The sequence below is a fragment of the Polynucleobacter sp. MWH-Loch1C5 genome, assembly GCF_018881775.1.
Taxonomy (GTDB): domain Bacteria; phylum Pseudomonadota; class Gammaproteobacteria; order Burkholderiales; family Burkholderiaceae; genus Polynucleobacter.
This window is the reverse complement of the sequence record NZ_JACVPR010000001.1, coordinates 941694-962889: the sequence shown is the minus strand read 5'-3', so window position 1 is coordinate 962889 and position 21196 is coordinate 941694. Positions and strand designations below refer to the sequence as shown.

At 44.5% G+C, this 21196-nt stretch carries 29 protein-coding genes and 1 pseudogene; 9 read left to right on the top strand and 21 right to left on the bottom strand.

The window, feature by feature from the left end; all coding sequences use genetic code 11:
- The first annotated feature begins 35 nt into the window (after positions 1-35).
- Both ICE94_RS04945 and pth read left to right on the top strand, forming a co-directional pair.
- Positions 36-671: a 50S ribosomal protein L25/general stress protein Ctc gene (locus ICE94_RS04945; RefSeq protein WP_216149450.1), complete on the top strand. Its 636-nt coding sequence runs from the start codon at positions 36-38 to the stop codon at positions 669-671.
- An 81-nt stretch (positions 672-752) separates the two neighbouring features.
- Positions 753-1343 (top strand): aminoacyl-tRNA hydrolase, encoded by a 591-nt coding sequence (gene pth, locus ICE94_RS04940; protein WP_216149448.1) that lies wholly within the window; start codon positions 753-755, stop codon positions 1341-1343.
- Here the strand turns inward: pth and ICE94_RS04935 are convergent.
- Genes ICE94_RS04935 through ICE94_RS04915 form a run of 5 tightly spaced genes read right to left on the bottom strand, consistent with a single transcriptional unit; the run spans position 1340 to position 5426 of the window.
- The gene (locus ICE94_RS04935; protein ID WP_216149446.1) at positions 1340-1606 is read right to left on the bottom strand and encodes a YfhL family 4Fe-4S dicluster ferredoxin; all 267 of its coding nucleotides are present in this window, start codon (positions 1604-1606) and stop codon (positions 1340-1342) included. The two genes, pth and ICE94_RS04935, sit on opposite strands and share 4 nt — an antisense overlap.
- Before the next feature lie 20 nt (positions 1607-1626).
- Positions 1627-2100 carry a pantetheine-phosphate adenylyltransferase gene (coaD, locus tag ICE94_RS04930; protein ID WP_216149444.1) on the bottom strand — a complete coding sequence of 158 codons (474 nt, stop codon included), beginning with the start codon at positions 2098-2100 and terminating at the stop codon, positions 1627-1629.
- A 27-nt stretch (positions 2101-2127) separates the two neighbouring features.
- The gene (gene rsmD, locus ICE94_RS04925; RefSeq protein WP_216149442.1) at positions 2128-2718 is read right to left on the bottom strand and encodes a 16S rRNA (guanine(966)-N(2))-methyltransferase RsmD; all 591 of its coding nucleotides are present in this window, start codon (positions 2716-2718) and stop codon (positions 2128-2130) included.
- Positions 2719-2721: 3 nt separating this feature from the next.
- Positions 2722-4044: a pitrilysin family protein gene (locus ICE94_RS04920; RefSeq protein WP_216149440.1), complete on the bottom strand. Its 1323-nt coding sequence runs from the start codon at positions 4042-4044 to the stop codon at positions 2722-2724.
- Positions 4044-5426, bottom strand: coding sequence for a pitrilysin family protein (locus tag ICE94_RS04915; RefSeq protein WP_216149438.1), 1383 nt, complete (start codon positions 5424-5426; stop codon positions 4044-4046). The genes ICE94_RS04920 and ICE94_RS04915 overlap by 1 nt, the downstream gene beginning before the upstream one ends.
- A gap of 21 nt (positions 5427-5447) precedes the next feature.
- Here ICE94_RS04915 and ftsY point away from each other — a divergent pair, with 21 nt between their 5' ends.
- Both ftsY and rpoH read left to right on the top strand, forming a co-directional pair.
- Entirely contained in the window at positions 5448-6338 is an 891-nt protein-coding gene (ftsY, locus tag ICE94_RS04910; protein ID WP_216149436.1) for a signal recognition particle-docking protein FtsY, read from the top strand.
- A 65-nt stretch (positions 6339-6403) separates the two neighbouring features.
- The gene (gene rpoH / locus ICE94_RS04905) at positions 6404-7273 is read left to right on the top strand and encodes an RNA polymerase sigma factor RpoH (RefSeq protein WP_216149434.1); all 870 of its coding nucleotides are present in this window, start codon (positions 6404-6406) and stop codon (positions 7271-7273) included.
- 47 nt (positions 7274-7320) lie between these two features.
- On the opposite strand, the gene ICE94_RS04900 is transcribed toward rpoH, so the two are convergent.
- Genes ICE94_RS04900 through ICE94_RS04880 form a run of 5 tightly spaced genes read right to left on the bottom strand, consistent with a single transcriptional unit; the run spans position 7321 to position 11291 of the window.
- Entirely contained in the window at positions 7321-7923 is a 603-nt protein-coding gene (locus ICE94_RS04900; RefSeq protein ID WP_216149432.1) for an SCO family protein, read from the bottom strand.
- Complete coding sequence (gene cyoE, locus ICE94_RS04895) at positions 7920-8792, bottom strand: heme o synthase (protein ID WP_370623776.1); 873 nt, start codon at positions 8790-8792, stop codon at positions 7920-7922. The genes ICE94_RS04900 and cyoE overlap by 4 nt, the downstream gene beginning before the upstream one ends.
- Positions 8789-9892 (bottom strand): heme A synthase, encoded by a 1104-nt coding sequence (locus ICE94_RS04890; RefSeq protein WP_216149430.1) that lies wholly within the window; start codon positions 9890-9892, stop codon positions 8789-8791. The genes cyoE and ICE94_RS04890 overlap by 4 nt, the downstream gene beginning before the upstream one ends.
- Positions 9893-10549 (bottom strand): hypothetical protein, encoded by a 657-nt coding sequence (locus tag ICE94_RS04885; protein WP_216149428.1) that lies wholly within the window; start codon positions 10547-10549, stop codon positions 9893-9895.
- Positions 10542-11291 (bottom strand): SURF1 family protein, encoded by a 750-nt coding sequence (locus tag ICE94_RS04880; protein WP_216149426.1) that lies wholly within the window; start codon positions 11289-11291, stop codon positions 10542-10544. Before ICE94_RS04880 ends, ICE94_RS04885 begins: the two co-directional genes overlap by 8 nt.
- 21 nt (positions 11292-11312) lie before the next feature.
- Here ICE94_RS04880 and ICE94_RS04875 point away from each other — a divergent pair, with 21 nt between their 5' ends.
- On the top strand, positions 11313-11522 hold the full coding sequence (locus ICE94_RS04875; protein ID WP_216149424.1) for a twin transmembrane helix small protein: 210 nt from the start codon (positions 11313-11315) through the stop codon (positions 11520-11522).
- Positions 11523-11592: 70 nt separating this feature from the next.
- On the opposite strand, the gene ICE94_RS04870 is transcribed toward ICE94_RS04875, so the two are convergent.
- The 7 genes from ICE94_RS04870 to ICE94_RS04840 form a co-directional block, all read right to left on the bottom strand.
- The gene (locus tag ICE94_RS04870; RefSeq protein ID WP_216149422.1) at positions 11593-12447 is read right to left on the bottom strand and encodes a cytochrome c oxidase subunit 3; all 855 of its coding nucleotides are present in this window, start codon (positions 12445-12447) and stop codon (positions 11593-11595) included.
- 17 nt (positions 12448-12464) lie between these two features.
- Positions 12465-12680 (bottom strand): DUF2970 domain-containing protein, encoded by a 216-nt coding sequence (locus ICE94_RS04865; protein WP_216149420.1) that lies wholly within the window; start codon positions 12678-12680, stop codon positions 12465-12467.
- Positions 12677-13267, bottom strand: a complete 591-nt coding sequence (locus ICE94_RS04860) for a cytochrome c oxidase assembly protein (RefSeq protein WP_216149418.1) — start codon at positions 13265-13267, stop codon at positions 12677-12679. The genes ICE94_RS04865 and ICE94_RS04860 overlap by 4 nt, the downstream gene beginning before the upstream one ends.
- 1 nt (position 13268) lies before the next feature.
- On the bottom strand, positions 13269-13388 hold the full coding sequence (locus ICE94_RS04855) for a cytochrome oxidase small assembly protein (RefSeq protein ID WP_216149416.1): 120 nt from the start codon (positions 13386-13388) through the stop codon (positions 13269-13271).
- 9 nt (positions 13389-13397) lie between these two features.
- Positions 13398-14993, bottom strand: a complete 1596-nt coding sequence (gene ctaD, locus ICE94_RS04850) for a cytochrome c oxidase subunit I (RefSeq protein ID WP_216149414.1) — start codon at positions 14991-14993, stop codon at positions 13398-13400.
- Positions 14994-15022: 29 nt separating this feature from the next.
- A complete protein-coding gene (gene coxB / locus ICE94_RS04845) occupies positions 15023-16144 on the bottom strand; it encodes a cytochrome c oxidase subunit II (RefSeq protein ID WP_255539137.1) in 1122 nt (373 codons plus the stop codon).
- 206 nt (positions 16145-16350) lie between these two features.
- Entirely contained in the window at positions 16351-17103 is a 753-nt protein-coding gene (locus ICE94_RS04840) for a hypothetical protein (protein ID WP_216149412.1), read from the bottom strand.
- 21 nt (positions 17104-17124) lie between these two features.
- Here ICE94_RS04840 and ICE94_RS08520 point away from each other — a divergent pair.
- From ICE94_RS08520 to trmL, 3 genes and pseudogenes are all read left to right on the top strand, one after another.
- Positions 17125-17223: pseudogene (locus ICE94_RS08520) on the top strand (hypothetical protein); the annotation flags it as partial.
- Positions 17224-17286: 63 nt separating this feature from the next.
- Positions 17287-17838: a ComF family protein gene (locus ICE94_RS04835; protein WP_216149410.1), complete on the top strand. Its 552-nt coding sequence runs from the start codon at positions 17287-17289 to the stop codon at positions 17836-17838.
- Positions 17810-18280 (top strand): tRNA (uridine(34)/cytosine(34)/5-carboxymethylaminomethyluridine(34)-2'-O)-methyltransferase TrmL, encoded by a 471-nt coding sequence (gene trmL, locus ICE94_RS04830; RefSeq protein ID WP_216149408.1) that lies wholly within the window; start codon positions 17810-17812, stop codon positions 18278-18280. Before ICE94_RS04835 ends, trmL begins: the two co-directional genes overlap by 29 nt.
- Here the strand turns inward: trmL and ICE94_RS04825 are convergent.
- The 4 genes from ICE94_RS04825 to ICE94_RS04810 are packed head-to-tail and all read right to left on the bottom strand — an operon-like array spanning position 18277 to position 20481.
- The gene (locus ICE94_RS04825; protein ID WP_216150942.1) at positions 18277-19284 is read right to left on the bottom strand and encodes an NAD(P)H-dependent glycerol-3-phosphate dehydrogenase; all 1008 of its coding nucleotides are present in this window, start codon (positions 19282-19284) and stop codon (positions 18277-18279) included. The two genes, trmL and ICE94_RS04825, sit on opposite strands and share 4 nt — an antisense overlap.
- A 2-nt stretch (positions 19285-19286) precedes the next feature.
- Entirely contained in the window at positions 19287-19790 is a 504-nt protein-coding gene (gene secB / locus ICE94_RS04820) for a protein-export chaperone SecB (RefSeq protein WP_216149406.1), read from the bottom strand.
- Positions 19791-19802: 12 nt separating this feature from the next.
- Entirely contained in the window at positions 19803-20060 is a 258-nt protein-coding gene (gene grxC / locus ICE94_RS04815) for a glutaredoxin 3 (RefSeq protein ID WP_216149404.1), read from the bottom strand.
- 7 nt (positions 20061-20067) lie between these two features.
- A complete protein-coding gene (locus tag ICE94_RS04810) occupies positions 20068-20481 on the bottom strand; it encodes a rhodanese-like domain-containing protein (protein WP_216149401.1) in 414 nt (137 codons plus the stop codon).
- 22 nt (positions 20482-20503) lie between these two features.
- On the opposite strand from ICE94_RS04810, the gene gpmA reads away from it, so the two are divergent.
- Positions 20504-21196, top strand: a complete 693-nt coding sequence (gene gpmA, locus ICE94_RS04805) for a 2,3-diphosphoglycerate-dependent phosphoglycerate mutase (protein WP_216149399.1) — start codon at positions 20504-20506, stop codon at positions 21194-21196.

Genomic DNA, 21196 nt, shown 5'->3' with positions numbered 1-21196 from the left:
GAAAGGCCTTTTTAATTTTTTACTGGAGTATTTCTATGAAAGTTGTAGCCTTTGAAAGAAGCGTACAGGGAACGGGTGCGAGCCGCCGCCTGCGCAATGCTGGCAAAACGCCTGGCATTATTTACGGTGGTACAGAAGCCCCTAAAGCGATTGAGCTTGACCACAATGCGCTCTATCACGCCTTGCGCAAAGAAGCGTTTCACTCATCTATTTTGGATATCGAAGTTGCCGGCAAAACCGAAAAAGCTTTGTTGCGTGACTATCAAATGCACCCATTTAAGCCATTGGTTCTGCATATCGATTTCCAACGTGTTGACGCCAAACAAAAGATTCACATGAAGGTGCCTTTACACTTCACGAACGCTGAAGTTTCTCCAGCCGTGAAATTAGGTGGCGCCATTATCAGCCACGTAGCTACTGAGCTTGAGATCAGCTGTTTACCAGCAGATTTGCCTGAGTTCATCCAAGTTGATTTGGCGAAATTAGAAGTGGGTCAATCCATTCACGTTAAAGATGTTGCCTTACCTAAGGGTGTAACCTTGGTTTCTCATCTCGATCATGAAAACCCAGTGATTGCTAACGCACGCGTACCTGCAGGTAACGTGGAGCCAACTGCTAGCGCAGCACCAGCTGAAGCAGCCGCTGAACCCGCTAAAGAAGAAAAGAAATAATTTTTTCTTGCTTGATCAAAACCCGCATGTTTTTCATGCGGGTTTTTTCTTGGTGCAGCAAAAATACGCTAGAGTATCGCTATGTTCAAACTCATCATCGGCTTAGGTAATCCAGGCAATAAACATCTTAAAGATCGGCACAATGCTGGGTTTTGGTTAGTGGATGAAATTGCTAAATCACATCACTGTAGCTGGCAAGAAGAGAGTAAGTTCTATGGCTTGATTAGCAAAATTAAATCTCCTACCGGTGAATGCTATTTACTAAAACCTAACACCTTCATGAATCGCAGCGGTCAGGCAGTGAGCGCTCTAATGCGTTTTCATAAAATCAATCCAAACGAAATTCTGGTTGTGCATGATGAGCTAGATCTAGAACCTGGTAACGCAAGACTCAAATGGGCAGGTGGTCTTGGAGGTCACAACGGCTTAAAAGACATTACAGCGCAACTTGGAACACAGGATTACTGGCGCCTACGTTTAGGCATTGGGCATCCACGACGAGCGACCGATGCAAGTAAACACATGGAAGTGGCCGACTTTGTTTTAAGCGCACCCAATCAAGATCAGCAAATTGAAATAGAACGCGCGATTGGGGTTTTTGTGCATGTATTACCCAAGATTTTTGCAGGCCAAATACAGCTAGCCACACAAGAGCTGCACTCGAATACTTAAGAAATAACTTTGGGCTGCTTGCCAGTTAGACGATAGTATTTACTCATCAACTGATCTTGGGTTTCGACATGATCAGGATGCAATGGGATACAGTCTACTGGGCATACTTGGCGGCATTGAGGGGTGTCGTAATGCCCCACACACTCAGTACATTTATTAGGATCAATGATGTAGATTTCCGGCCCCATAGAAATCGCATCGTTGGGGCACTCTGGCTCACAAACGTCGCAATTAATACATTCGTCGGTAATCATTAAAGCCATCTACGATTCCTATACCTTCCCTATACCTTCTTTGCCAACCACTTCTCTACTGATGGGAAAACAAATTTACTAACGTCACCACCCAGCAGAGCAATCTCACGAACAAATGTACCAGAAATAAATTGGTACTGATCGGAAGGGGTTAAAAACAATGTTTCTACATCGGGTAAAAGATAGCGGTTCATACCGGCCATCTGAAACTCATACTCAAAATCAGAGACTGCGCGCAAACCACGCACAATCACGCGGGCATTATTCTTTCTGACGAAATCTTTCAATAAACCACTAAAACCTTCAACGCGAACGTTAGGGTAGTGACTCAAAACCTCTTTAGCTATATCAATACGCTCATCTAAAGTAAAAATGGGTTTTTTATTACGACTATCAGCCACTCCAACCACCAGTTCTTCAAAAATTGAAGAGGCGCGACGTACCAAATCCTCATGCCCACGAGTGAATGGGTCAAAAGTACCTGGGTATACGGCTATTGTCATACTTACTCCCTCGATTTTTTTCTTAGTTTATATGGTTTTTGGCACTAAAAGGGTGCCTATGGCTTGCCCAGATCGAATACTACGCTTGATTATAAGTTCTTGATCAAGCTTTAATTCAGTCAATAGCGTCTCGATTTTCAATGTACTCGGGTGCTCCAAGTAAATAGCAGCACTAGGCCCTACTCTTAAAATCCGTTTGGCCTGTAATAAAGCTTGTTGCAATAGCTCAGGCTGTGCAAAAGGTGGGTCTATAAAGACGATATCAATGGCTTGAGAAGATAATTTTGCTAGGTAAGTCAGGGCATCTGTTTTTTGCAAAATCAACTCACCAGTCACCTCTTCTAGCTTGAATGAACTGATATTTTTTTGCAACGCTTTAAAAGCATTAGAGGCCTTTTCTAAAATATGGACTTGTCGAGCTCCTCGCGAGAGCGCCTCCAAACCCAAAGCCCCTGTTCCTGCAAAACAATCAACACAAATTAGATCATCAAGAACTTGACCTAATAAATTAAAAAGTGTTTCACGCACACGATCCGCAGAAGGTCTTAGACCAGGTGCATCCTCGACCAATAAAACTCGTCCGCGCCAACTACCGCCAATAATTCTGACCTTACCCATTCATTAAGGCCCACCAACGACGACAGTCACCATCGTGTTCATTTGAATATGCTTCTTCAACGCTTGTCGAATTTGATCTGCATTAACATTAGCCACCTCTTGGGTCCAGCGATCAAGGGTATCTAAAGGTAATCCTAACCAAGCAATACTCGCTACGTTATCTAAAAGCTTTCGATTACTATCAATACGTAAAGGAAAACCATTGATCAAATTAGCTTTAGCTGCAGTCAACTCCTCATCCGTGGGCCCCTGGTTGACATAGTCACCAATCGTAGTACGCATTACATCTAAGGCTGTTTGGATTTGGCCGACCTGAGTCTGCATACCCGCAGCAAATGGACCCGGCTCTTTACCAGGTGCAATATAGCTATATACGCTATAGGCTAAGCCACGCTTTTCTCTAACCTCTTTAACGAGTCTAGATACGAAACCCCCACCGCCGAGAACATAATTACCAACGAGCAAAGGGAAATAATCAGGATCGTTTCTAGTAATTGCGATAGTCCCCATAGTGATATGAGCTTGCTGCGAGGGATGAGCAATGCGCTTTTCTCGATTCGCCATCGTATCTACAGGTAATTTTTTGACCGGTGGCAAATCACGATTCACAGTCGTATTACGCGGAAACTGACTTAGTAGATCATCAACTAACTGTTGCGCATCTTGACGCGAAATATCACCCACAATCGTGACCTTCACTTGGTCTTGGACAAAATAATTTCTATAAAAGCTCTTTAAATGTTTTACCTGAATATTTTTTAAATCTTGTTCAGTAACATCTATACCCCGAGGATGATTAGGATAGAGGGCTTTAGAAAATTCTTTGGATAGGATGGATTCTGGCTTAGTGTTGGATTCTCTTAAAGAGGCGATAACACGCTCACGTTCACGCTGAAAAATCTTTTCATCGAAAAGAGGTTCTTTCAGCATTTGCTGCGCAATTTTTAAAACTCTTTGTCGGCGATCAGCCTGACTTAATGTCCGAATACGAATACTGGCGCGCTCTGCTGAGGCACTAGCGCCAAACACAGCTCCTTCATCAGCCCAAACATCTGCAATCTGATCTTCTGACAATACACTCTGGCTTAAGCGGCTACCTTTATCCAGCATACTGGCTGTCATGCTCGCTAAGCCCACCTGACCTGGTGGGTCATAAAGACTACCCGCCATAAAATCAATCTGAATATCAATCATCGGTATGGATTTGGCTTCAACCAAATAAACATCAATACCTAATGGGGTTTTCCAATTCTGAATCGGTATACCTGCCGTAACAGCAGTACTCAATAAAAAAGTGACGCCAGCAACTAGCCATTGACGCAACATTAATGTCTCCCTCCAGGAATAGTCGCCCGTGGCTGACTTGACTGTGCCAATGGCTGCGGATCAAGTACGGCTACAGTTAAGGCATCATCAATAAAATATTTTTGAATCACGCGCTGAATGTCTAAGGACTTAACTCTTTGTAAGCGCTCCAGAATTTGATCTTTTTCACGCCATGAAATACCAACGATCTCTGTCATACCAATTTCCATAGCTTGAGCAAACACAGAATCACGCTTGTAAATTTGTGAGGAAATGATTTGAGCTTGCACACGCTTTAATTCAGAATCCCTCACGCCTTTTTGCGCTATCTCAGACAAAGCTTTACGAATTGCCTGATCCGCCACGCTGATCTGTTGTTGCTTCGATAAGCTAGCTCCAATGATGAATAACTGGGGGCCACGGGCAGACATCTCATAATAGGCATCAACACTATTGGCTAAGCGCTGCTCCTTCACCATGGATTTATTCAGGCGCGCATTGGTGTAACCATCCAGAATTCCTGATAAAACAGCTAATGCGTAAGGCTCAATATTTTCTAAATCATTGGCCTCTAATTTAGGTACTTTCCACGCCATCATGAGTTGTTGATTTTCTGCAGGCGCCTTAACAGTAATGTGTTTTTTACCTATTTGACGAATTTCTTCTTGAGGCTTTCTGTCAGGTAATTTCTTAGAGGGGACCACCCCATAATATTGCTCAGCTAGACGAAATACTTCTTTAGCATCCACATCGCCAGCGACCACCAAAATAGCGTTATTAGGGGCATACCAATCCTGATACCACTGCCATGCATCTCGGTAAGTCATATTCTTCAAATCATCCATCCATCCAATGATGGGGCGACGATAGGGCGAGTTGACAAAAGCATTCGCTAACAATTGTTCATACAAAATAGCTTGTGCCTGATCATCAGTCCTCAAGCGACGCTCTTCCATCACCACTTGGATTTCTTTTTTGAACTCTTCTTCTGAAATACGTAAATGCTGTAGGCGCTCAGCTTCAAGAGCCATCATTTTGGGCAAGTGACTTTTTTCAATTTGCTGAAAATAGGCTGTGTAATCTTTGCTTGTGAAGGCGTTATCTCGACCACCCACCTCCGCGACTTTCTTTGAAAAATCACCAGGCTTTAAATTCTTTGTGCCCTTGAACATCATGTGCTCTAAGACATGAGCCACACCAGTCTTACCATTGACCTCATCGATCGAGCCGGCGCGATACCAAACCATGTGAACCACTGTAGGGGCTCGCTTATCTTCTTTCACAATCACCTTCATGCCATTAGCCATTACAGTCTCAAATGTATTGGCTTGGGCTGTCAGCGTAAGAGATAAACCCAAACAAAAAAGGGCCAAAGAGGTGCTGATGCTTGATAATATGCTCATAGTCTTTTAATTGTAGCCATCATGTTCGGACTCGGTAAAACCCTCTCTAAATTATTCACCAGACAAAAATGCGACGATCAGTGGTTCGAGGATCTAGAGGAAAGCCTTTTATTAGGCGATGTAGGCATTCCTGCCACCCAAGTATTACTTGAACAACTTAAAAAATCAGCGAAAGAGCAGGGTGTAGACAGTGTCGATGAGTTACGACAACTCTTAAAGCTTCATATTGAGTCATTACTCAAGCCATTAGAACATCCACATAACCCACTCCTTAGTGATATTAACCACAAACCGATTGTTTTATTAGTTGTAGGGGTTAATGGAGCCGGGAAAACGACCAGCATCGGCAAGCTTTGCCATCACTTTCAAAAACGTGGCCTGAGTGTGCTTTTAGGCGCTGGGGACACATTTAGAGCGGCCGCTAAGGATCAACTCAAAGTTTGGGGTGAACGTAACCAAGTCACCGTGATTACCCAAGATGGTGGTGATGCGGCAGCAGTAGCACACGACGCAGTGAAGGCAGGCATTGCTAGAGGCAGTGATGTGGTCATTATTGATACTGCCGGTCGCCTTTCGACACAAAACCATCTCATGGACGAGCTCAAGAAGGTCAAAAAAGTGATTGGTAAGGCGCTAGATGGTGCACCCCATGAAACTATCCTAGTGATTGATGGCAATACGGGACAAAATGCGCTCATGCAAGTCAAAGCCTTTGATCAGGCTTTAGAGCTCAATTCTCTCGTGATTACCAAATTAGACGGTACCGCTAAAGGTGGCGTACTGTGCGCGATTGCCCAAGAATTTCATAGCAAACCCATCCATGTTTTGGCTTTAGGCCTTGGCGAGCAAATGGCAGATTTAAAACCCTTTTATGCCCCTCAATTTGCAGAATTATTACTGCCAAAACAATAAATACTCAATAAAATCAATGTTTTAAAAAATTAGCACTCTAATTGTAGGAGTGCTAATATAACGGTATGACAGCAATTGCTCCATTACTTCCCGTTGAACTCAAGGCTGGCAGCCTAGAGTCCTACATCGCTAGCGTCAATCGTCTGCCTATGCTCACAGCAGAGGAAGAGTTGCGTTTAGCCAAATCATATCGGGACCTAGAAGACTTAGACGCGGCTCGCGCCTTGGTGATGTCTCACCTCAGAGTGGTGGTTTCAATTGCTAGACAGTACTTAGGTTATGGCCTACCACATGCAGATCTGATTCAAGAAGGCAATATTGGGCTCATGAAAGCGGTCAAAAAATATGATCCCAATCAAGGGGTTCGCTTAGTGACTTATGCGATTCATTGGATCAAAGCTGAGATCCATGAATATATTTTAAGAAATTGGCGCTTAGTTAAAGTAGCAACGACTAAAGCGCAACGCAAACTTTTCTTCAATCTCCGCAGCAATCGGCCCACACTCAATCCTTTATCGCAAGATGAGATTCAAAATCTTGCGAAGTCACTGGATGTCAAAGTAGATGACGTCAAAGAGATGGAAAGTCGCTTAACTGCCAACGATGTAGCTATTGAAGGCAGCGACTCTGATGATGACCACTCTTTTGCGCCTATTCAGTGGCTTGAAGATCATCGCTATGAGCCTACTGAGGTGATTGCCAAACAAGAGTACCATCATTTACAAACAGCAGGTGTTGAAGAGGCTCTGACACAGCTAGATCCTAGAAGTCAAAGGATTATTCGCTCTCGCTGGCTCGATGTGAACGACGAAGGTAAAGCATCTGCAACCCTTCATGATTTAGCCGCTGAATTCAATATTTCAGCTGAACGGGTCAGACAGCTTGAGTCTCTTGCATTAAAGAAAATGAAATCAGCCTTACAAACGTATCAATAAAAATAGCGCTTCTCAGCGCTATTTTTATATGCAATGACTTGGCACCCTTACTTCAATAGCTGCAATAAATCATCTGCAATCAACTTCGGATTCTGCTGATGCTTGAGGAATAAACGCAAGCGTCCCGAAGGATCAAAAACATAACTACCCGCTGTGTGATCAATGGTGTAGTTATTGGGAGTCTTACCAGGCACTATGTTGTAGAACACTTTAAAGTCCTTAGTCACTTTCTCTAAATCTTCCTTAGATGCAGGTCTTAAACCTAGGAAAGTCGGATTAAATGCTGGTACATACTGCGCCAATAATTCTTGAGTATCTCTTTGGGGGTCGACTGTCACAAACAAAACTTGGACCTGCTGACCCTTTTTATCCATCAACTCAATCACAGCCTGCATTTCGCTCATGGTTGTTGGACAAACATCAGGGCACTGGGTATAACCAAAAAACATCACGACAACCTTGCCACGAAAATCAGCAAGGCTTTTCTTTTGACCATGATGATCCATCAGCGAGAAGTCAGTGCCAAAGGCCTTGCTGCCTGTGATATCCACATTACTAAATTTCAAGGCCTTCTCACCGCAAGCGATAAGAGCCAAAGCAGTTAGACTGGCAAGTATATATTTCAGTAGTCGAGATTGATTCATAGTCATAAATAGTGATCGATGAGTAGCGCAGCAAATAATAGCGCAAGATACAAAATAGAAAATTTAAAAGTCTTTTTCGCCAACTCGTCACTATAGTTTTTTAATAAAGCAACTGCATAGTAGATAAACATAAGTCCCAAAACTAGCGCACTGATTAAATAAAAATATCCGCTCATACGATAGATGAATGGCAATAAAGTGGCTGCTATTAATATGAGGGTGTAGAGCAAAATATGCAGAAGCGTAAATTTTTCTCCATGCGTAACAGGCAGCATGGGTAGGCCAGATTTCTCATAATCATCACGACGATATAAAGCGAGCGCCCAAAAATGCGGGGGTGTCCAAGTAAAAATAATCAGCACCAATAACCAAGCCTCAGCAGGCATTTCATTAGCTACTGCACACCAACCCAATGCAGGCGGCATCGCTCCTGACAAGCCTCCAATCACAATGTTTTGAGGTGTAGCAGGTTTCAATAAGAGCGTATAGATAATCGCGTAACCAATGAACGTTGCAAATGTAGCCCACATCGTCAGCGGGTTCGCAAAATGCCACAAAAGCAACATACCCATGGCACCAATCACAAATGAAAACGCTAAAATTTTGAAGTCGCTGATTTCACCAGTAGCAGAGGGTCGCCAGGAAGTGCGGCGCATTTTAGCGTCCACACGCTGCTCAACCAAACAATTAATTGCAAAGGCTGCGCCGGCCAATAGCCAAATACCCGCAGAAGCGCCAATCAAAACAGACCACGGCACCATACCTGGTGAAGCCAAAAACATACCAATGACTGCACAAAAGACCGCTAATTGTGTCACTCGCGGTTTAGTCAAAGCCCAATATTGTCGCCAACGTGGTGTCGATAGTGAACTCACGAGAATCTCCTAGAGAGTGGCAACAAACGCACCAAGACGACCAAGATTGCAGCTGCACCTCCCGTATGCATCAGAGCGGCAATTAAAGGCCAATCCAAAATAATGTTACTCATGCCTGTTAATAGTTGTAATAAAGCCAAGAAAGCCAAAATGAGGCCAAGATGTTGATGTCGCACACTCTGGGTGTTCTTACCATAGCCATGCACTTTATAGGCTAGCGCAAACAAAATACTTAAAACAAAGATTGCCATGACTCGATGTACCCAATGAATCGCCACCAAAGCAGGTAAAGCAAGTACCTCGCCAGTCTTGGTTAATCCCAGCTCACGCCATAACTGAAAGCCGGACTTCATATCCATGACCGGCACCCATTGCCCATGACACAGTGGAAAATCTTCACAGGCAAGAACTGCATAATTCGTGCTCACCCAACCACCCAAAAAGATTTGCATGATCAATGCAATAAAAGCCAATACCAGCCAAACACTAGGATAAGTCACCTTGGTTCCACGCATTTGCCAAGAGCTACCCTGATCTAACTGAGATAGGGTGTAGAGATAAACCAGACTCGCTAGCAAAGACAAACCCAACATCAGATGAATGGTGACGATAATGGGCTGAAGCTTCATGGTCACCGTCCATGCACCAAAGGCGCCTTGAACACACACCAAAATCAAAATACCTAAACTCGTCCACATGATCCTTGGGCCAAGAACATGGCGCTTTACCCATGCCCAAATAGAAATTGCAATAATGAGAACACCCACACCCATCGCAAAGTAGCGATGCAGCATCTCAATCCAGGCTTTACTCAGAGTCACCGGCCCAGTTGGCATAGCCGCTTCGGCAGCGCGAATATCTGTTAATGCTGCTAAAGGATTGGAGGTGCCATAACAACCAGGCCAATCCGGACATCCCAAGCCTGAATCTGTGAGGCGTGTGAATGCGCCAAACAGAATTAAATCAAATGTAAAGAAAGCGGTGAGCCATACCAATCTTGAAAAATTGATATTTTTATTCTTTAGTAAGAATAAAAAAATGACGGTCGCCGCTATGGCCAAACCAATCAAGGCTAACTGTATCCACGCAACCCAAGTCATTTAGCTCGCCTTGCCAATTGGATTCCACTTCAAGAGCTTTTCTAAATCTTTAGACATACTCTTGAAATCTAGGGTCTGTGGATTTAAATCAAAACGCATCATACGATCGCCGCGTGGATCGAGTAAATGTAACTGTTTAGCAGCTCCATCACGGGCTAACCATTCCAATACGGCCTGTCTTTTTTCCGTATCCTTAGGCAAGCGTAAATAATGAAATCCCGCCACTTCTTTGTCGTAGGCCTTCTGAATCTCCGGATCAATCGCAGCATCATCAGTGACTAACCAAACGATTTGCACACGGGCCATCTCACGCCCCATCGACAAACGTAGCTGACGCGCTGTGTGTAAATCGGTTACGCACTCATCTTGACCCGTGACACATTCTTTGGCGGGTCGTGCAATCAGTACAGTCCATTTACCCACCAGTGGATTTTCAACGGCCTGCAGTGGGAAAGACTGTACAGGAACGACCAATTGACCTACTTTGGGTTTTCCGCCCTCTGGCTTGATCACATAAAAAGTGAAATACGATGCAATCACGGGAGAAGCGCACACCAATAAAAGCAGAATCATCTGTATGCGACCACGTCGTGTGCCCGCACTGATCTTTTCACTGGGTGCCGCTGGGATCAACGGATCTAAATCATTATTAGTCACTTTTTTTCCTTAAAAGACCACTCATCGCCCAAAACACAACAGCCAAGGCTGCTAAAGAAAACCATTGAAAAGCATAACCCCGATGCTTGTCTGCACCTGTATCCGCTGGCGCCCAATCTCTTACTAAACCATCCGGTGTGTGAGAGTTCTGGCGCACAATAAAGGGCAGGTGAGTTACACCTAAACGCTTTTCTTCTTCGAGCAAATCTAGATTTTGCTTAATTTTGGTCTTTTCTGCCAAAACTGCAGAAGACCCTAAATTCATGACCCTAGCCGCATGGGCAAACACCACCCCTTCTAGTTCTATGATGCCGCTAGGGGTATCCAATTCGGGTAAAGCTTCACGCTGCATCATATTACGTGGCGCCCAGCCGCGGTTAACCCAGAGAATTTGTCCACTATGGAGTAAACGTACTGGCGTCAGTACATAAAAACCAACGGTTGCACCTGTTTTAGGATCCCGGCCTTGAGGATGAGGTCGGTTATCAAGCCATATCGCCTCATCTTTTAAAAACTCACCCTTCACGACCATATTGCGATGAAGCGCTTCTTCAAGCGTCCAGGCTCGCGCATGGGCCAATAATGGAGCAGCGGACTCTTTTTGTGCCAACTCTTCAGCCAAACGAATCTTTTGCCCCATACGATCGACTTGCCACAGACCTAGGCTAGAGGCCACAATCACCACAAATAACATGGCAAATGTGGCTATCCAGCGATCGAAAATTAAACGCTTGAGAATCATTGAGTGTTACGATTACGGCCTATGAAATGGATTATCTTAATTGCTTTTATCTGCATACTCGCGAGCTTGGGTTCAGCCCTATTTTTCATGATGCGTGATAAAGGTAAAAGCTCAAAAACAGTATATTCCTTGATGCTACGTATTGGTTTATCGGTCACCTTATTTATCTGTATATGGATCGCCCACTCCATGGGTCTCATTCAAAGTACAGGTATTCAAATTAGTCGATAAGCATTAGCTATCTTGATTGCATCTATAAAAAACGCCGCTACTGCGGCGTTTTTAATGAGCTCACTAGAATTTACATCCAGTAGACAACAACATACAAGCCCAACCAAACCACGTCTACGAAGTGCCAGTACCATGCGGCACCCTCAAAAGCAAAGTGATTCTCTGGCGTGAAGTGACCCTTCATCACACGAATCAATACGACGAACAACATAATGGCACCCATCGTTACGTGGAAACCATGGAAGCCAGTCAACATAAAGAATGTTGAACCGTAAATACCAGAAGTCAACTTCAAGTTAAGGTCATTGTAGGCATGGATGTACTCGTATACCTGAAAGCCCATAAAAATCGCACCCAAGGCTACTGTGGCTGCAAGACCTTGAATAACTTGTTGTCTCTTACCTTCGCGTAATGCATGGTGAGCCCAAGTGACTGTCACACCAGAAAGCAACAATAAGGCAGTATTGATTGTTGGAATAGGCCAAGGACCCATTGTGGTAAATGAATCAACCAAACCAGCAGGACCAGCATTAGGCCATACTGCAGCAAAATCAGGCCACAATAATTTGTTATCAATATCGGCCAACCATGGCATCGCAATGCTACGGGCATAGAAAAGAGCTGAGAAGAATGCACCGAAGAACATGATCTCAGAGAAGATGAACCAGCTCATAGACCAACGATATGAAACGTCAACGTTCACACTATTGAGACCACCTTCAGCTTCACTGATCGCATCACCAAACCATGAATACAAGGAGGCAATAGTCCAAACAATACCGGCTAGACAGAGAATCATGCCAAAGGTACTACCATTGACCCATGATGAGGCACCAAAGCCAAATCCAGCCAAACCAATACTGGTCACGATGGGGTGACGTGTTGGGCCCGGTACATAATAATATGGGGCTTTGCTCGAAGACATACTCTCTCTCCTAAAAATTAACTCTTAACTACTGCATTAACAATCAAAATCAAAATCGTCATAAACACGATAGCGCCAAAAATAGCAGCCAAAATGATATGCACAAAACTCAAAGATGCCATATCAGCATCTTGACCTGATTTTTTTCTTACTCCCAAAAAAGCCCACAAAATGGCTCTCATGGATATCAAAAATGTGAGCAGTGGACCCTGTTGTTTTTTCACTGCGTTCATATTCTTGATGGCTTATTACGATGCTCACCTGTCAGAGGCTTTTGCCCTTGACCCACCTCAAAGAAGGTGTAAGACAAAGTAATGTTCTTCACATCCTTGGGCAAAGCTGGATCAATAATAAATACAACGGGCATTTCTCGTGACTCATTAGGTTTGAGCGTTTGCTGCTCAAAGCAAAAACACTCTAACTTAGTAAAGTGCTGTGTAGCTTGCTTGGGTGCATAACTTGGTATCGCTTGAGCTGATACAGGTCTGCCTTGCACATTCACGACCTCATAAACAACCTGCACCATTTCACCGGGGTGAACTTGCATTGAGTTTTTGACCGATCTAAAGCGAAATGGGCCTTGCGTATTGGAATCAAACTCTACAGTGATTAAACGTGACTCATCGACTTGCGTATTCTTTGATACTGCTTTGACTGCACGTGTACCGTAGTCATTTTTGCTAGTAACCACATTGATGCCTGTCACTTCACACAGTACACGGTACATAGGAATCAAGGCATAGCCAAAACCAAACATGGCTGTACTAATGACAGCTAGTTTAATGAGCATTTGTCGGTTGTAGTTGGCTAACTTCTGCATATCAACCTAATATGATTTTCTTGGCAAAGATACCAATAAAGAAAGCAAGAACTACGGTCAATAAAATAAAACCCAGGCGCTTATTAGCGCCTGAATTTTTTGTCGATTGATTCACTGCCATGAACAGTAATTACTTCACTGTTGGAGGAGTTTCAAATGTATGGAATGGTGCTGGTGATGGAACAGTCCACTCCAAACCTTCTGCGCCATCCCATGGCTTATCAGCCGCCTTCTCACCACCACGATAAGTTGGCAGAACTACGAAGAGCAAGAAGTAAACCTGCATCAAACCAAAGCCCAAACCACCAATCGAGGCAATCGCGTTGAAATCAGCAAACTGAACTGGGTAGTCAGCATAACGACGTGGCATACCAGCTAAGCCCAAGAAGTGCATCGGGAAGAATGTGAGGTTAAAGAAAATCATTGAACCCCAGAAGTGGACCTTGCCACGGAACTCGTTGACCATATAACCAGTCCACTTAGGCGCCCAGTAGTAGAAACCAGCAAACAGCGCAAACAATGATCCAGCAACCAATACATAGTGGAAGTGAGCCACAACGTAGTATGTATCTTGAATCATGATATCAATGGGAGCCATCGCACAAATCAAACCTGTAAAACCACCCATCGTAAACACGAAGATAAAACCGATAGACCACAACATTGGGGTTTCAAAAGTCATTGAACCTTTCCACATCGTAGCGATCCAGTTAAAGATCTTCACGCCTGTTGGAACCGCAATCAACATCGTTGCATACATGAAGAACAACTGGCCCGTCACTGGCATACCTGTTGCAAACATATGGTGCGCCCAGACGATGAATGACAAGATAGCAATCGAAGCTGTTGCATAAACCATTGAGCTGTAACCAAACAATGTCTTGCGTGAGAACGCTGGAATCACTTGGCTAACGATACCGAAAGCTGGGAGGATCATGATGTATACCTCTGGGTGTCCGAAGAACCAGAAGATATGCTGATACATCACAGGATCACCACCACCTGCAGCAGAGAAGAAGCTTGTACCGAAATGACGGTCTGTCAAAACCATAGTGATAGCGCCAGCCAACACAGGCATCACAGCGATCAACAAGTAAGCAGTAATCAACCATGTCCAGCAGAACATTGGCATCTTCATCAAAGTCATGCCAGGGGCACGCATGTTCAAGATGGTAACGATGATGTTAATCGATCCCATGATGGAGGAAGCACCCATCAAGTGAATCGCGAAAATCGCCATATCCATACCAGGACCCATTTGCACAGATAACGGTGCATACAGCGTCCAACCAGCAGCAGTCGCACCGCCAGGTACAAAGAATGAAGAGAGCAACAAAGTAGCAGCAACTGGCATGATCCAGAAGCTGAAGTTGTTCATACGCGCAAAGGCCATATCAGAGGCCCCGACTTGCAGAGGAATCATCCAGTTAGCAAAGCCCACGAAAGCCGGCATGATGGCGCCAAACACCATCACCAAGCCATGCATTGTGGTCAACTGATTAAATAACTCAGGACGAATGTATTGCAAGCCTGGTTGGAATAACTCCAAGCGAATCAATAGAGCCATCACACCACCAGCCAAGAGGCTGACGAATGAGAAGATCAAATATAAGGTACCGATATCCTTATGGTTGGTCGCAAACAACCATCTGCGCCATCCATGGGGATGGTCATGGGCGTGATCGTGATCATGTGCGTGATCGTGTGCGTGACTGACTGTGCTCATAAATACTCCAGTTACCTTATTTAATTTGTTTACTTAGCTGCGCGTGCGCTTGTGAAATCTTTTGGCTGAATGAGCTCACCTGTCTTATTACCCCATGCATTACGGGTGTACGTCATGACAGCTGCCAGCTCAACATCATTCAATTGTGTCCACTTAGGCATAGCGCCCTTGCCTTGCAAAAGAATCTTGTACTGCGCATCTTTAGGTCCCAACACAACTTTAGAACCATCTAAGCCAGGGAACGCGCCCGCACCCTTACCGTTGGGCATGTGACAGGCTGCACAGTTGGCGGCATATACTTTTTCACCACGTTGCTTTAACTCGTCCATGGTGTATGTCTTAGTCGGATCATCAGCGGCAGCCGCTAATTTTTTCTTCGTCTCATCGACCCACGCTGTGTACTCGGCATCATTGACAACGCGAACGACGATCGGCATGAATGCGTGCTCTTTACCGCAGAGCTCAGAACATTGACCACGATATGTACCGACTTTCTCAGCACGGAACCATGCATCACGCACAAATCCAGGGATAGCATCTTGTTTAATACCGAAGGCTGGGATTGTCCATGAGTGAATAACGTCATTGGCGGTCGTCACCATACGAATCTTTTTACCGACCGGAACAACCATCTCGTTATCGACTTCCATCAAATAGGTATCGCTCTTGGGAGCTTGATTATTAATTTGATCACGTGGGGTGGTTAGTGTTTGCAAGAAAGAAATGCCTTCACCTTCACCCTTGATGTAGTCATAACCCCACTTCCACTGATAACCAGTCACCTTGATGGTGATATCAGCATTCGTTGTGTCTTTCATAGCCACAACAGTCTTTGTAGCTGGCAATGCCATACCAATCACAATTAACAGAGGTACCACTGTCCAAATGATTTCTACAGTTGTACTCTCGTGAAAGTTAGCTGCTTTGTGACCCAATGAACGGCGATGCTTATAAATCGAATAGAACATCACACCAAATACGGCCACGAAAATGACTGTACATAGAATCAACATCATCCAATGTAACCAGGCCACCTCTTCAGCCACTTTAGTCACAGCTGGCGTGAGGTTTAACTGATAACGGGCAGGACCACCTGGCATGTCATTGATCGCTAAAGCGAGGCTACTTTGCATCGCAACAAATAAACCCATCGCTGCGTAAGCCAATGATTTGAATGATTTCATTCTCTATTCCTATTATGTAAATCCGCGTTCTGAAACAAATATTTCAGAATTTCACTCTTAATTAAGTCCCTGAATTATATTTGCTGAATTTGATCTAGCGCAATTATTTCATCGGTTTTTTAGAGGTATATACCTATACACCTATTATTTAATAAAAGTGTGCACTTGCTAACTTAATTTATTTTCTTAATTATTTGTTCCGGCCGAATGCTAGCCACGCCATCTTTAGCTTTGGACAAAAGTTGCTTGGGCATCCAAGCATGGCCATAGACGACTTCCAAGGTCACTTTAAGCGGGAATCTCAGTTCCGCCCAAAAATCTAAATGCGCTGCGTGTGCCTCAATAAGACTCATCGATAAGAGGTCCTTCATGAGACGATCAGAGCTCTCATACTCCAAGTAAAGATACTCCATATCCATCACGGGCTCTGCAAATCCCGCTTGCAGCAATTCATCGCCCACATTATGCATATCTGTTGTCTGAAATTTTGGATGAAGTGCTAAGCCCCCTTTTTTGAGCTCATGCGCAGTATCAGGACCTAGATAGGTGAACATCAGCAGTGCTTCAGGCTTTAAAACTGCATGCCAGGCCTGAATTAATTCAGTGGGGGATGAAGCATGCTGTAATTCCAAATTAGATAGGACAAGATCACAAGATCTGCTTTTTGAATCTAGGCTGTGCACCAGTGGCAAGCCCATCAAACGGCGCTTCATGCGTGTCAGGTAATCATTGGCATGACAACTACCCAATGAAGAAAAAATACTCTTTGGGTAATAGGGTTTAATTTTTTTTAAATCCAGATCAGGGTTCACCAAAATTTGATGGGGCGCAAGCTTAATGAACTCAAGCTTTTCAGCTAGACGCCGACTTATTTCTTGAGCCAACCAGGGTGGCATAGAGTGATGGGTGAGCAAAGTATCTGACACACGCTCAGTATACTTTTCTTAATGTTTTATCTCCTACCTACAGCATGTCTTATTTGCCAACGTTACCAATCCCAATCGATTTGTAAGGTATGCGCTAAAGAACTAGTGAGCCAATCCTTATCTCGCTGCAAACAATGTGCGTACCCGCTCGAAGCGGACATGACTTGCATCGCTTGCAAAAGAATGGCTTTCGCTTTCGATGAAACTTGGTGTTTAGATAACTATGACTCAGCTTGGGCTAAGGCCGTTCAATCTCTGAAGTACACCAAACAAATTGCTTATGACACGGGCCTAGCAAAAGCCTGGTTCATGCGTCACCAAAACAGTATTAATACTCTTCAAGGCTTGAATTCAATCGCAGTACCTGTGCCACTAAGTCAGCAAAAACTGGCGCAGCGGGGCTTTAATCAATCTTGGGAAATACTAAAAAAAATCGGTCGCTTAACTGACGTCCCATGTGATGCCCATATTCTGCATAGAAAGCACAGCTCACTGAATCAAGCACAAGCAAGTCGCATCGAACGCTTACAGCAATCCGATCTATTTCACATTGAACCCCAATTCGCCAATCAACTCAATCAGCGAACCGTCATAGTCTTTGATGATGTGATGACTACAGGAGCCACACTCCATCAGATTGCAAAGCTACTAAAATCTCATGGTGCACAACGCGTAATTAATTGGGTTTTATTAAGGACCACCACTCATGATTCAAGTCGTACTCGTAGAACCTGAAATACCCCCAAATACTGGCAACATTATTCGTCTATGCGCCAATACAGGCGCCACCTTGCACCTCATTAAGCCTTTAGGCTTTCCTCTAGATGATGCCCGCATGAAACGCGCAGGCTTGGATTATCACGAGTATGCTCAAATGAAAGTGCATGAGTCATGGCAGGATTTTTTAGATCGTGAACAACCTGAAAAAGTATCGCTCTATGGCTTAAGCACCAAAGGACGTACCACACATTCAACAGCGCAATTTAAAGATAAAGACTATTTGGTTTTTGGCCCCGAAACCCGTGGCCTAAGCCAAGAGATTCGTGATCAATTTTTGCCTGATCGACTCTTGCGCCTACCTATGCGACCTGAGAGTCGGAGCTTAAATCTATCGAATGCCGTAGCGATTGTGGTTTATGAAGCCTGGCGACAGTTAGGCTATGAAGGTCATATTTAAAGACCTTCAGATTTGGCATCACGCCCCATGAGATGACTGACCGCAAGGCGTGGCTCGAGTTGGTTAAATAAAACTTCACAAACCATACTTGTAATAGGCATCTCAACGCCTTTTTGCGTTGCTAACTCACGCACGGCTCTAGCACAGCGCACACCTTCGGCAACATGCCCTAGATCATTCAAAACTTTCTCTAAAGATTGGCCTTGGGCCAAGGCCAAACCCACTTGGCGATTACGCGATAGGTCTCCTGTAGCCGTCAAAATCAAATCACCCAAACCTGTTAGACCGACAGCAGTTTCAGCATCACCACCACATGCAACAATCAAGCGGCGCATCTCTGCTAAGCCACGAGTTAATAAAGCTGCGCGAGCATTGAGCCCCAAACCTATTCCATCTGCAATACCCGTAGCAATCGCGAGTACGTTTTTAATCGCACCACCTAGCTCAACACCCGTCACATCATGAGTGCTGTAGATCCGCAAATTAGCATGATGAAAAGCCTGTTGCGTCATTTGAATTAATGTTTGCGAAGAGGAAGCCACTGTTAATGCGCATGGCAAACCTTGCGCAACCTCTTTAGCAAAGCTTGGGCCTGAGAGAACACCCAAGCGATACTCCGATGCTGCAGCACCCAAAAGATCAGCCATCAATTGATGGGGTAGGCGTGATGTATTTGCCTCCAAACCTTTACATACCCATATCCAATTGCGACATGCTGTTTTGAGATTGAGTACTCGAGTAACGGTTTCACTGAGCCCAGCTAAGGGCGTGGCAAATACAATCAGATCATCTGCACTTATCTGACAAGCTGCCAAATCTGATGTGATTTTTAGACCCGGAGGAAACTTCACTCCCGGTAAATATTGTTGGTTTTCTGAAGAACCAGTTAAAGCTTGGGCCAAATTCTCAGAGCGCATCCATAGGGTAGCTACACCTTGGTGCTTAGCAATATGTATTGCTAAAGCCGTACCCCATGCACCCGCCCCAAGAACAATGACTCGCATCATTAGTTAGGCAAAATAATGCCACTCTCTTGGTTGGCAGCCGCTTGGCCAGATGCCGCTTGCTGCAAGCGCTGCTCGTATAAAGCATGGAAGTTAATCTCAGACAAATGGACAGGCTGGAAACCAGCACGGCTAATCATGTCAGCAATATTGGAGCGCAAATAAGGAAACAAAATAGTTGGGCAAGCAATCCCTAACAAAGGGTCCACTTGTTCTTCTGGCATATTTCTGATTTCAAAGATGCCGGACTGTTGTGCTTCAACCAAAAACAATACCTTGTCCTTGATTCTGGTGGTGACAGTACCAATCAATGTCACCTGAAAATTATTGTCATCCAAACGCAAAGCACCTATATCAACCTGCACCTCTAATTGTGGTTCCTCTTGCTCGAGCAAGATTTGTGGTGCATTAGGCTGCTCTAGTGATAGATCCTTTAAATAAATTCGTTGAATCTGAAAACTGGGGGCTTGCTCAGCAGCGTTGGCTGCGTTTTGTGTATCACTCATATCCGTCCTATGTTATTTCCCGAGTAAAGGGTCTAGTTTGCCTGCTCGATCAAGAGCAGATAAGTCATCAAAACCACCCACATGAGTGTCATCAATGAAAATTTGTGGCACGGTTCGACGACCTGTGCGCTCCATCATTTCTTCTCTTTTGCCCGCCTCTGTGTCGACTAAGATCTTTTCGTCTATCGCAAACCCCTTGTTAGCCAATAAACGCTCAGCCATTTGGCAATAAGGGCACACACGTGTGCTGTACATGGTAATTCTAGGCATATCGATCCTATTTAACGAGCGGCAAACCAGCATCTTTCCATGCTGCAATACCACCATCCATACAGGCTACCTCAGCAAAGCCTGCTTTTTTGAACTTACCGAGCAAATTGTTTGCCCGAGACCCGCTCAAACACACTAAAATAACGGGCTTAGACGCGTCTAGCTTCAGGTTTTTGAGGTCACTGTCAAACTCTTTAGCAGGTAAGTTCTTAGATTTGGCCACATGGCCCGCTTTGAACTCATCAACAGTTCGTACATCAACAATCTGTGCGCCACGCTCATTGACCAATTTAACGGATTCATGAACGCTCAAAATTTGACGGTTCATGCGTCCTAAAATATTGGGCAGAGCCAGGGCTAGGCCAGACGTCACTAGAGTGGCTATCAGTAGAAGATTATTTGTATTTGTAAAGAAATCCATCATCAAATTATAGAATGTAACTATGAAACAACTCGTTTTAATCCGCCACGGCGAATCTCAATGGAATCTTGAAAACCGCTTTACGGGCTGGGTAGATGTCGATCTTACCCCGACTGGCATTGAACAAGCTATAAATGCTGGAAAAAGCCTTAAAGCGAACGGGTATGATTTTGATATCGCTTACACATCCGTTCTCAAAAGAGCGATTCGCACGCTTTGGCATGTTAAAGATGCTATGGATCTACTCTGGATCCCAACCGTACACAGCTGGCGTTTAAATGAGCGTCATTATGGCGCACTGGCTGGCCTCAATAAAGCCGAAACTGCAGCTAAATATGGTGATGAACAAGTGCATATTTGGCGCAGATCCTATGATGTACGCCCACCGCTCTTAGAGCCCAGTGACCCACGCACCTCATTTAATGACCCTCGTTACGCCAAGCTCAAAAAAGAAGAAATCCCCTTGGGCGAATGTCTGAAAGACAACGTGGCACGCGTCATTCCCCTGTGGGACGAGTCTATTGCCCCCGCCCTCAAGTCTGGCAAAAGGATTCTGGTGGCAGCCCATGGCAATAGTATTCGTTCCCTAGTAAAGTATTTAGACAAAGTCTCTGACAGCGATATCATGGATATCAATATTCCAAACGGTACACCATTGGTATATGAGTTGGATGATGATTTAAACCCTATAAGACATTTTTACCTAGAAAAATAA

Coding starts and splice junctions, on each gene's coding strand:
- ICE94_RS04945 (WP_216149450.1), top strand. CDS start 36: ATGAAAGTTGTAGCCTTTGAAAGAAGCGTACAGGGAACGGGTGCGAGC.
- pth (WP_216149448.1), top strand. CDS start 753: ATGTTCAAACTCATCATCGGCTTAGGTAATCCAGGCAATAAACATCTT.
- ICE94_RS04935 (WP_216149446.1), bottom strand. CDS start 1,606: ATGGCTTTAATGATTACCGACGAATGTATTAATTGCGACGTTTGTGAG.
- coaD (WP_216149444.1), bottom strand. CDS start 2,100: ATGACAATAGCCGTATACCCAGGTACTTTTGACCCATTCACTCGTGGG.
- rsmD (WP_216149442.1), bottom strand. CDS start 2,718: ATGGGTAAGGTCAGAATTATTGGCGGTAGTTGGCGCGGACGAGTTTTA.
- ICE94_RS04920 (WP_216149440.1), bottom strand. CDS start 4,044: ATGTTGCGTCAATGGCTAGTTGCTGGCGTCACTTTTTTATTGAGTACT.
- ICE94_RS04915 (WP_216149438.1), bottom strand. CDS start 5,426: ATGAGCATATTATCAAGCATCAGCACCTCTTTGGCCCTTTTTTGTTTG.
- ftsY (WP_216149436.1), top strand. CDS start 5,448: ATGTTCGGACTCGGTAAAACCCTCTCTAAATTATTCACCAGACAAAAA.
- rpoH (WP_216149434.1), top strand. CDS start 6,404: ATGACAGCAATTGCTCCATTACTTCCCGTTGAACTCAAGGCTGGCAGC.
- ICE94_RS04900 (WP_216149432.1), bottom strand. CDS start 7,923: ATGACTATGAATCAATCTCGACTACTGAAATATATACTTGCCAGTCTA.
- ICE94_RS04890 (WP_216149430.1), bottom strand. CDS start 9,892: ATGACTTGGGTTGCGTGGATACAGTTAGCCTTGATTGGTTTGGCCATA.
- ICE94_RS04880 (WP_216149426.1), bottom strand. CDS start 11,291: ATGATTCTCAAGCGTTTAATTTTCGATCGCTGGATAGCCACATTTGCC.
- ICE94_RS04875 (WP_216149424.1), top strand. CDS start 11,313: ATGAAATGGATTATCTTAATTGCTTTTATCTGCATACTCGCGAGCTTG.
- ICE94_RS04870 (WP_216149422.1), bottom strand. CDS start 12,447: ATGTCTTCGAGCAAAGCCCCATATTATTATGTACCGGGCCCAACACGT.
- ICE94_RS04865 (WP_216149420.1), bottom strand. CDS start 12,680: ATGAACGCAGTGAAAAAACAACAGGGTCCACTGCTCACATTTTTGATA.
- ICE94_RS04860 (WP_216149418.1), bottom strand. CDS start 13,267: ATGCAGAAGTTAGCCAACTACAACCGACAAATGCTCATTAAACTAGCT.
- ICE94_RS04855 (WP_216149416.1), bottom strand. CDS start 13,388: ATGGCAGTGAATCAATCGACAAAAAATTCAGGCGCTAATAAGCGCCTG.
- ctaD (WP_216149414.1), bottom strand. CDS start 14,993: ATGAGCACAGTCAGTCACGCACACGATCACGCACATGATCACGATCAC.
- coxB (WP_255539137.1), bottom strand. CDS start 16,144: ATGGGTTTATTTGTTGCGATGCAAAGTAGCCTCGCTTTAGCGATCAAT.
- ICE94_RS04835 (WP_216149410.1), top strand. CDS start 17,287: ATGGCTTTCGCTTTCGATGAAACTTGGTGTTTAGATAACTATGACTCA.
- trmL (WP_216149408.1), top strand. CDS start 17,810: ATGATTCAAGTCGTACTCGTAGAACCTGAAATACCCCCAAATACTGGC.
- ICE94_RS04825 (WP_216150942.1), bottom strand. CDS start 19,284: ATGCGAGTCATTGTTCTTGGGGCGGGTGCATGGGGTACGGCTTTAGCA.
- secB (WP_216149406.1), bottom strand. CDS start 19,790: ATGAGTGATACACAAAACGCAGCCAACGCTGCTGAGCAAGCCCCCAGT.
- grxC (WP_216149404.1), bottom strand. CDS start 20,060: ATGCCTAGAATTACCATGTACAGCACACGTGTGTGCCCTTATTGCCAA.
- ICE94_RS04810 (WP_216149401.1), bottom strand. CDS start 20,481: ATGGATTTCTTTACAAATACAAATAATCTTCTACTGATAGCCACTCTA.
- gpmA (WP_216149399.1), top strand. CDS start 20,504: ATGAAACAACTCGTTTTAATCCGCCACGGCGAATCTCAATGGAATCTT.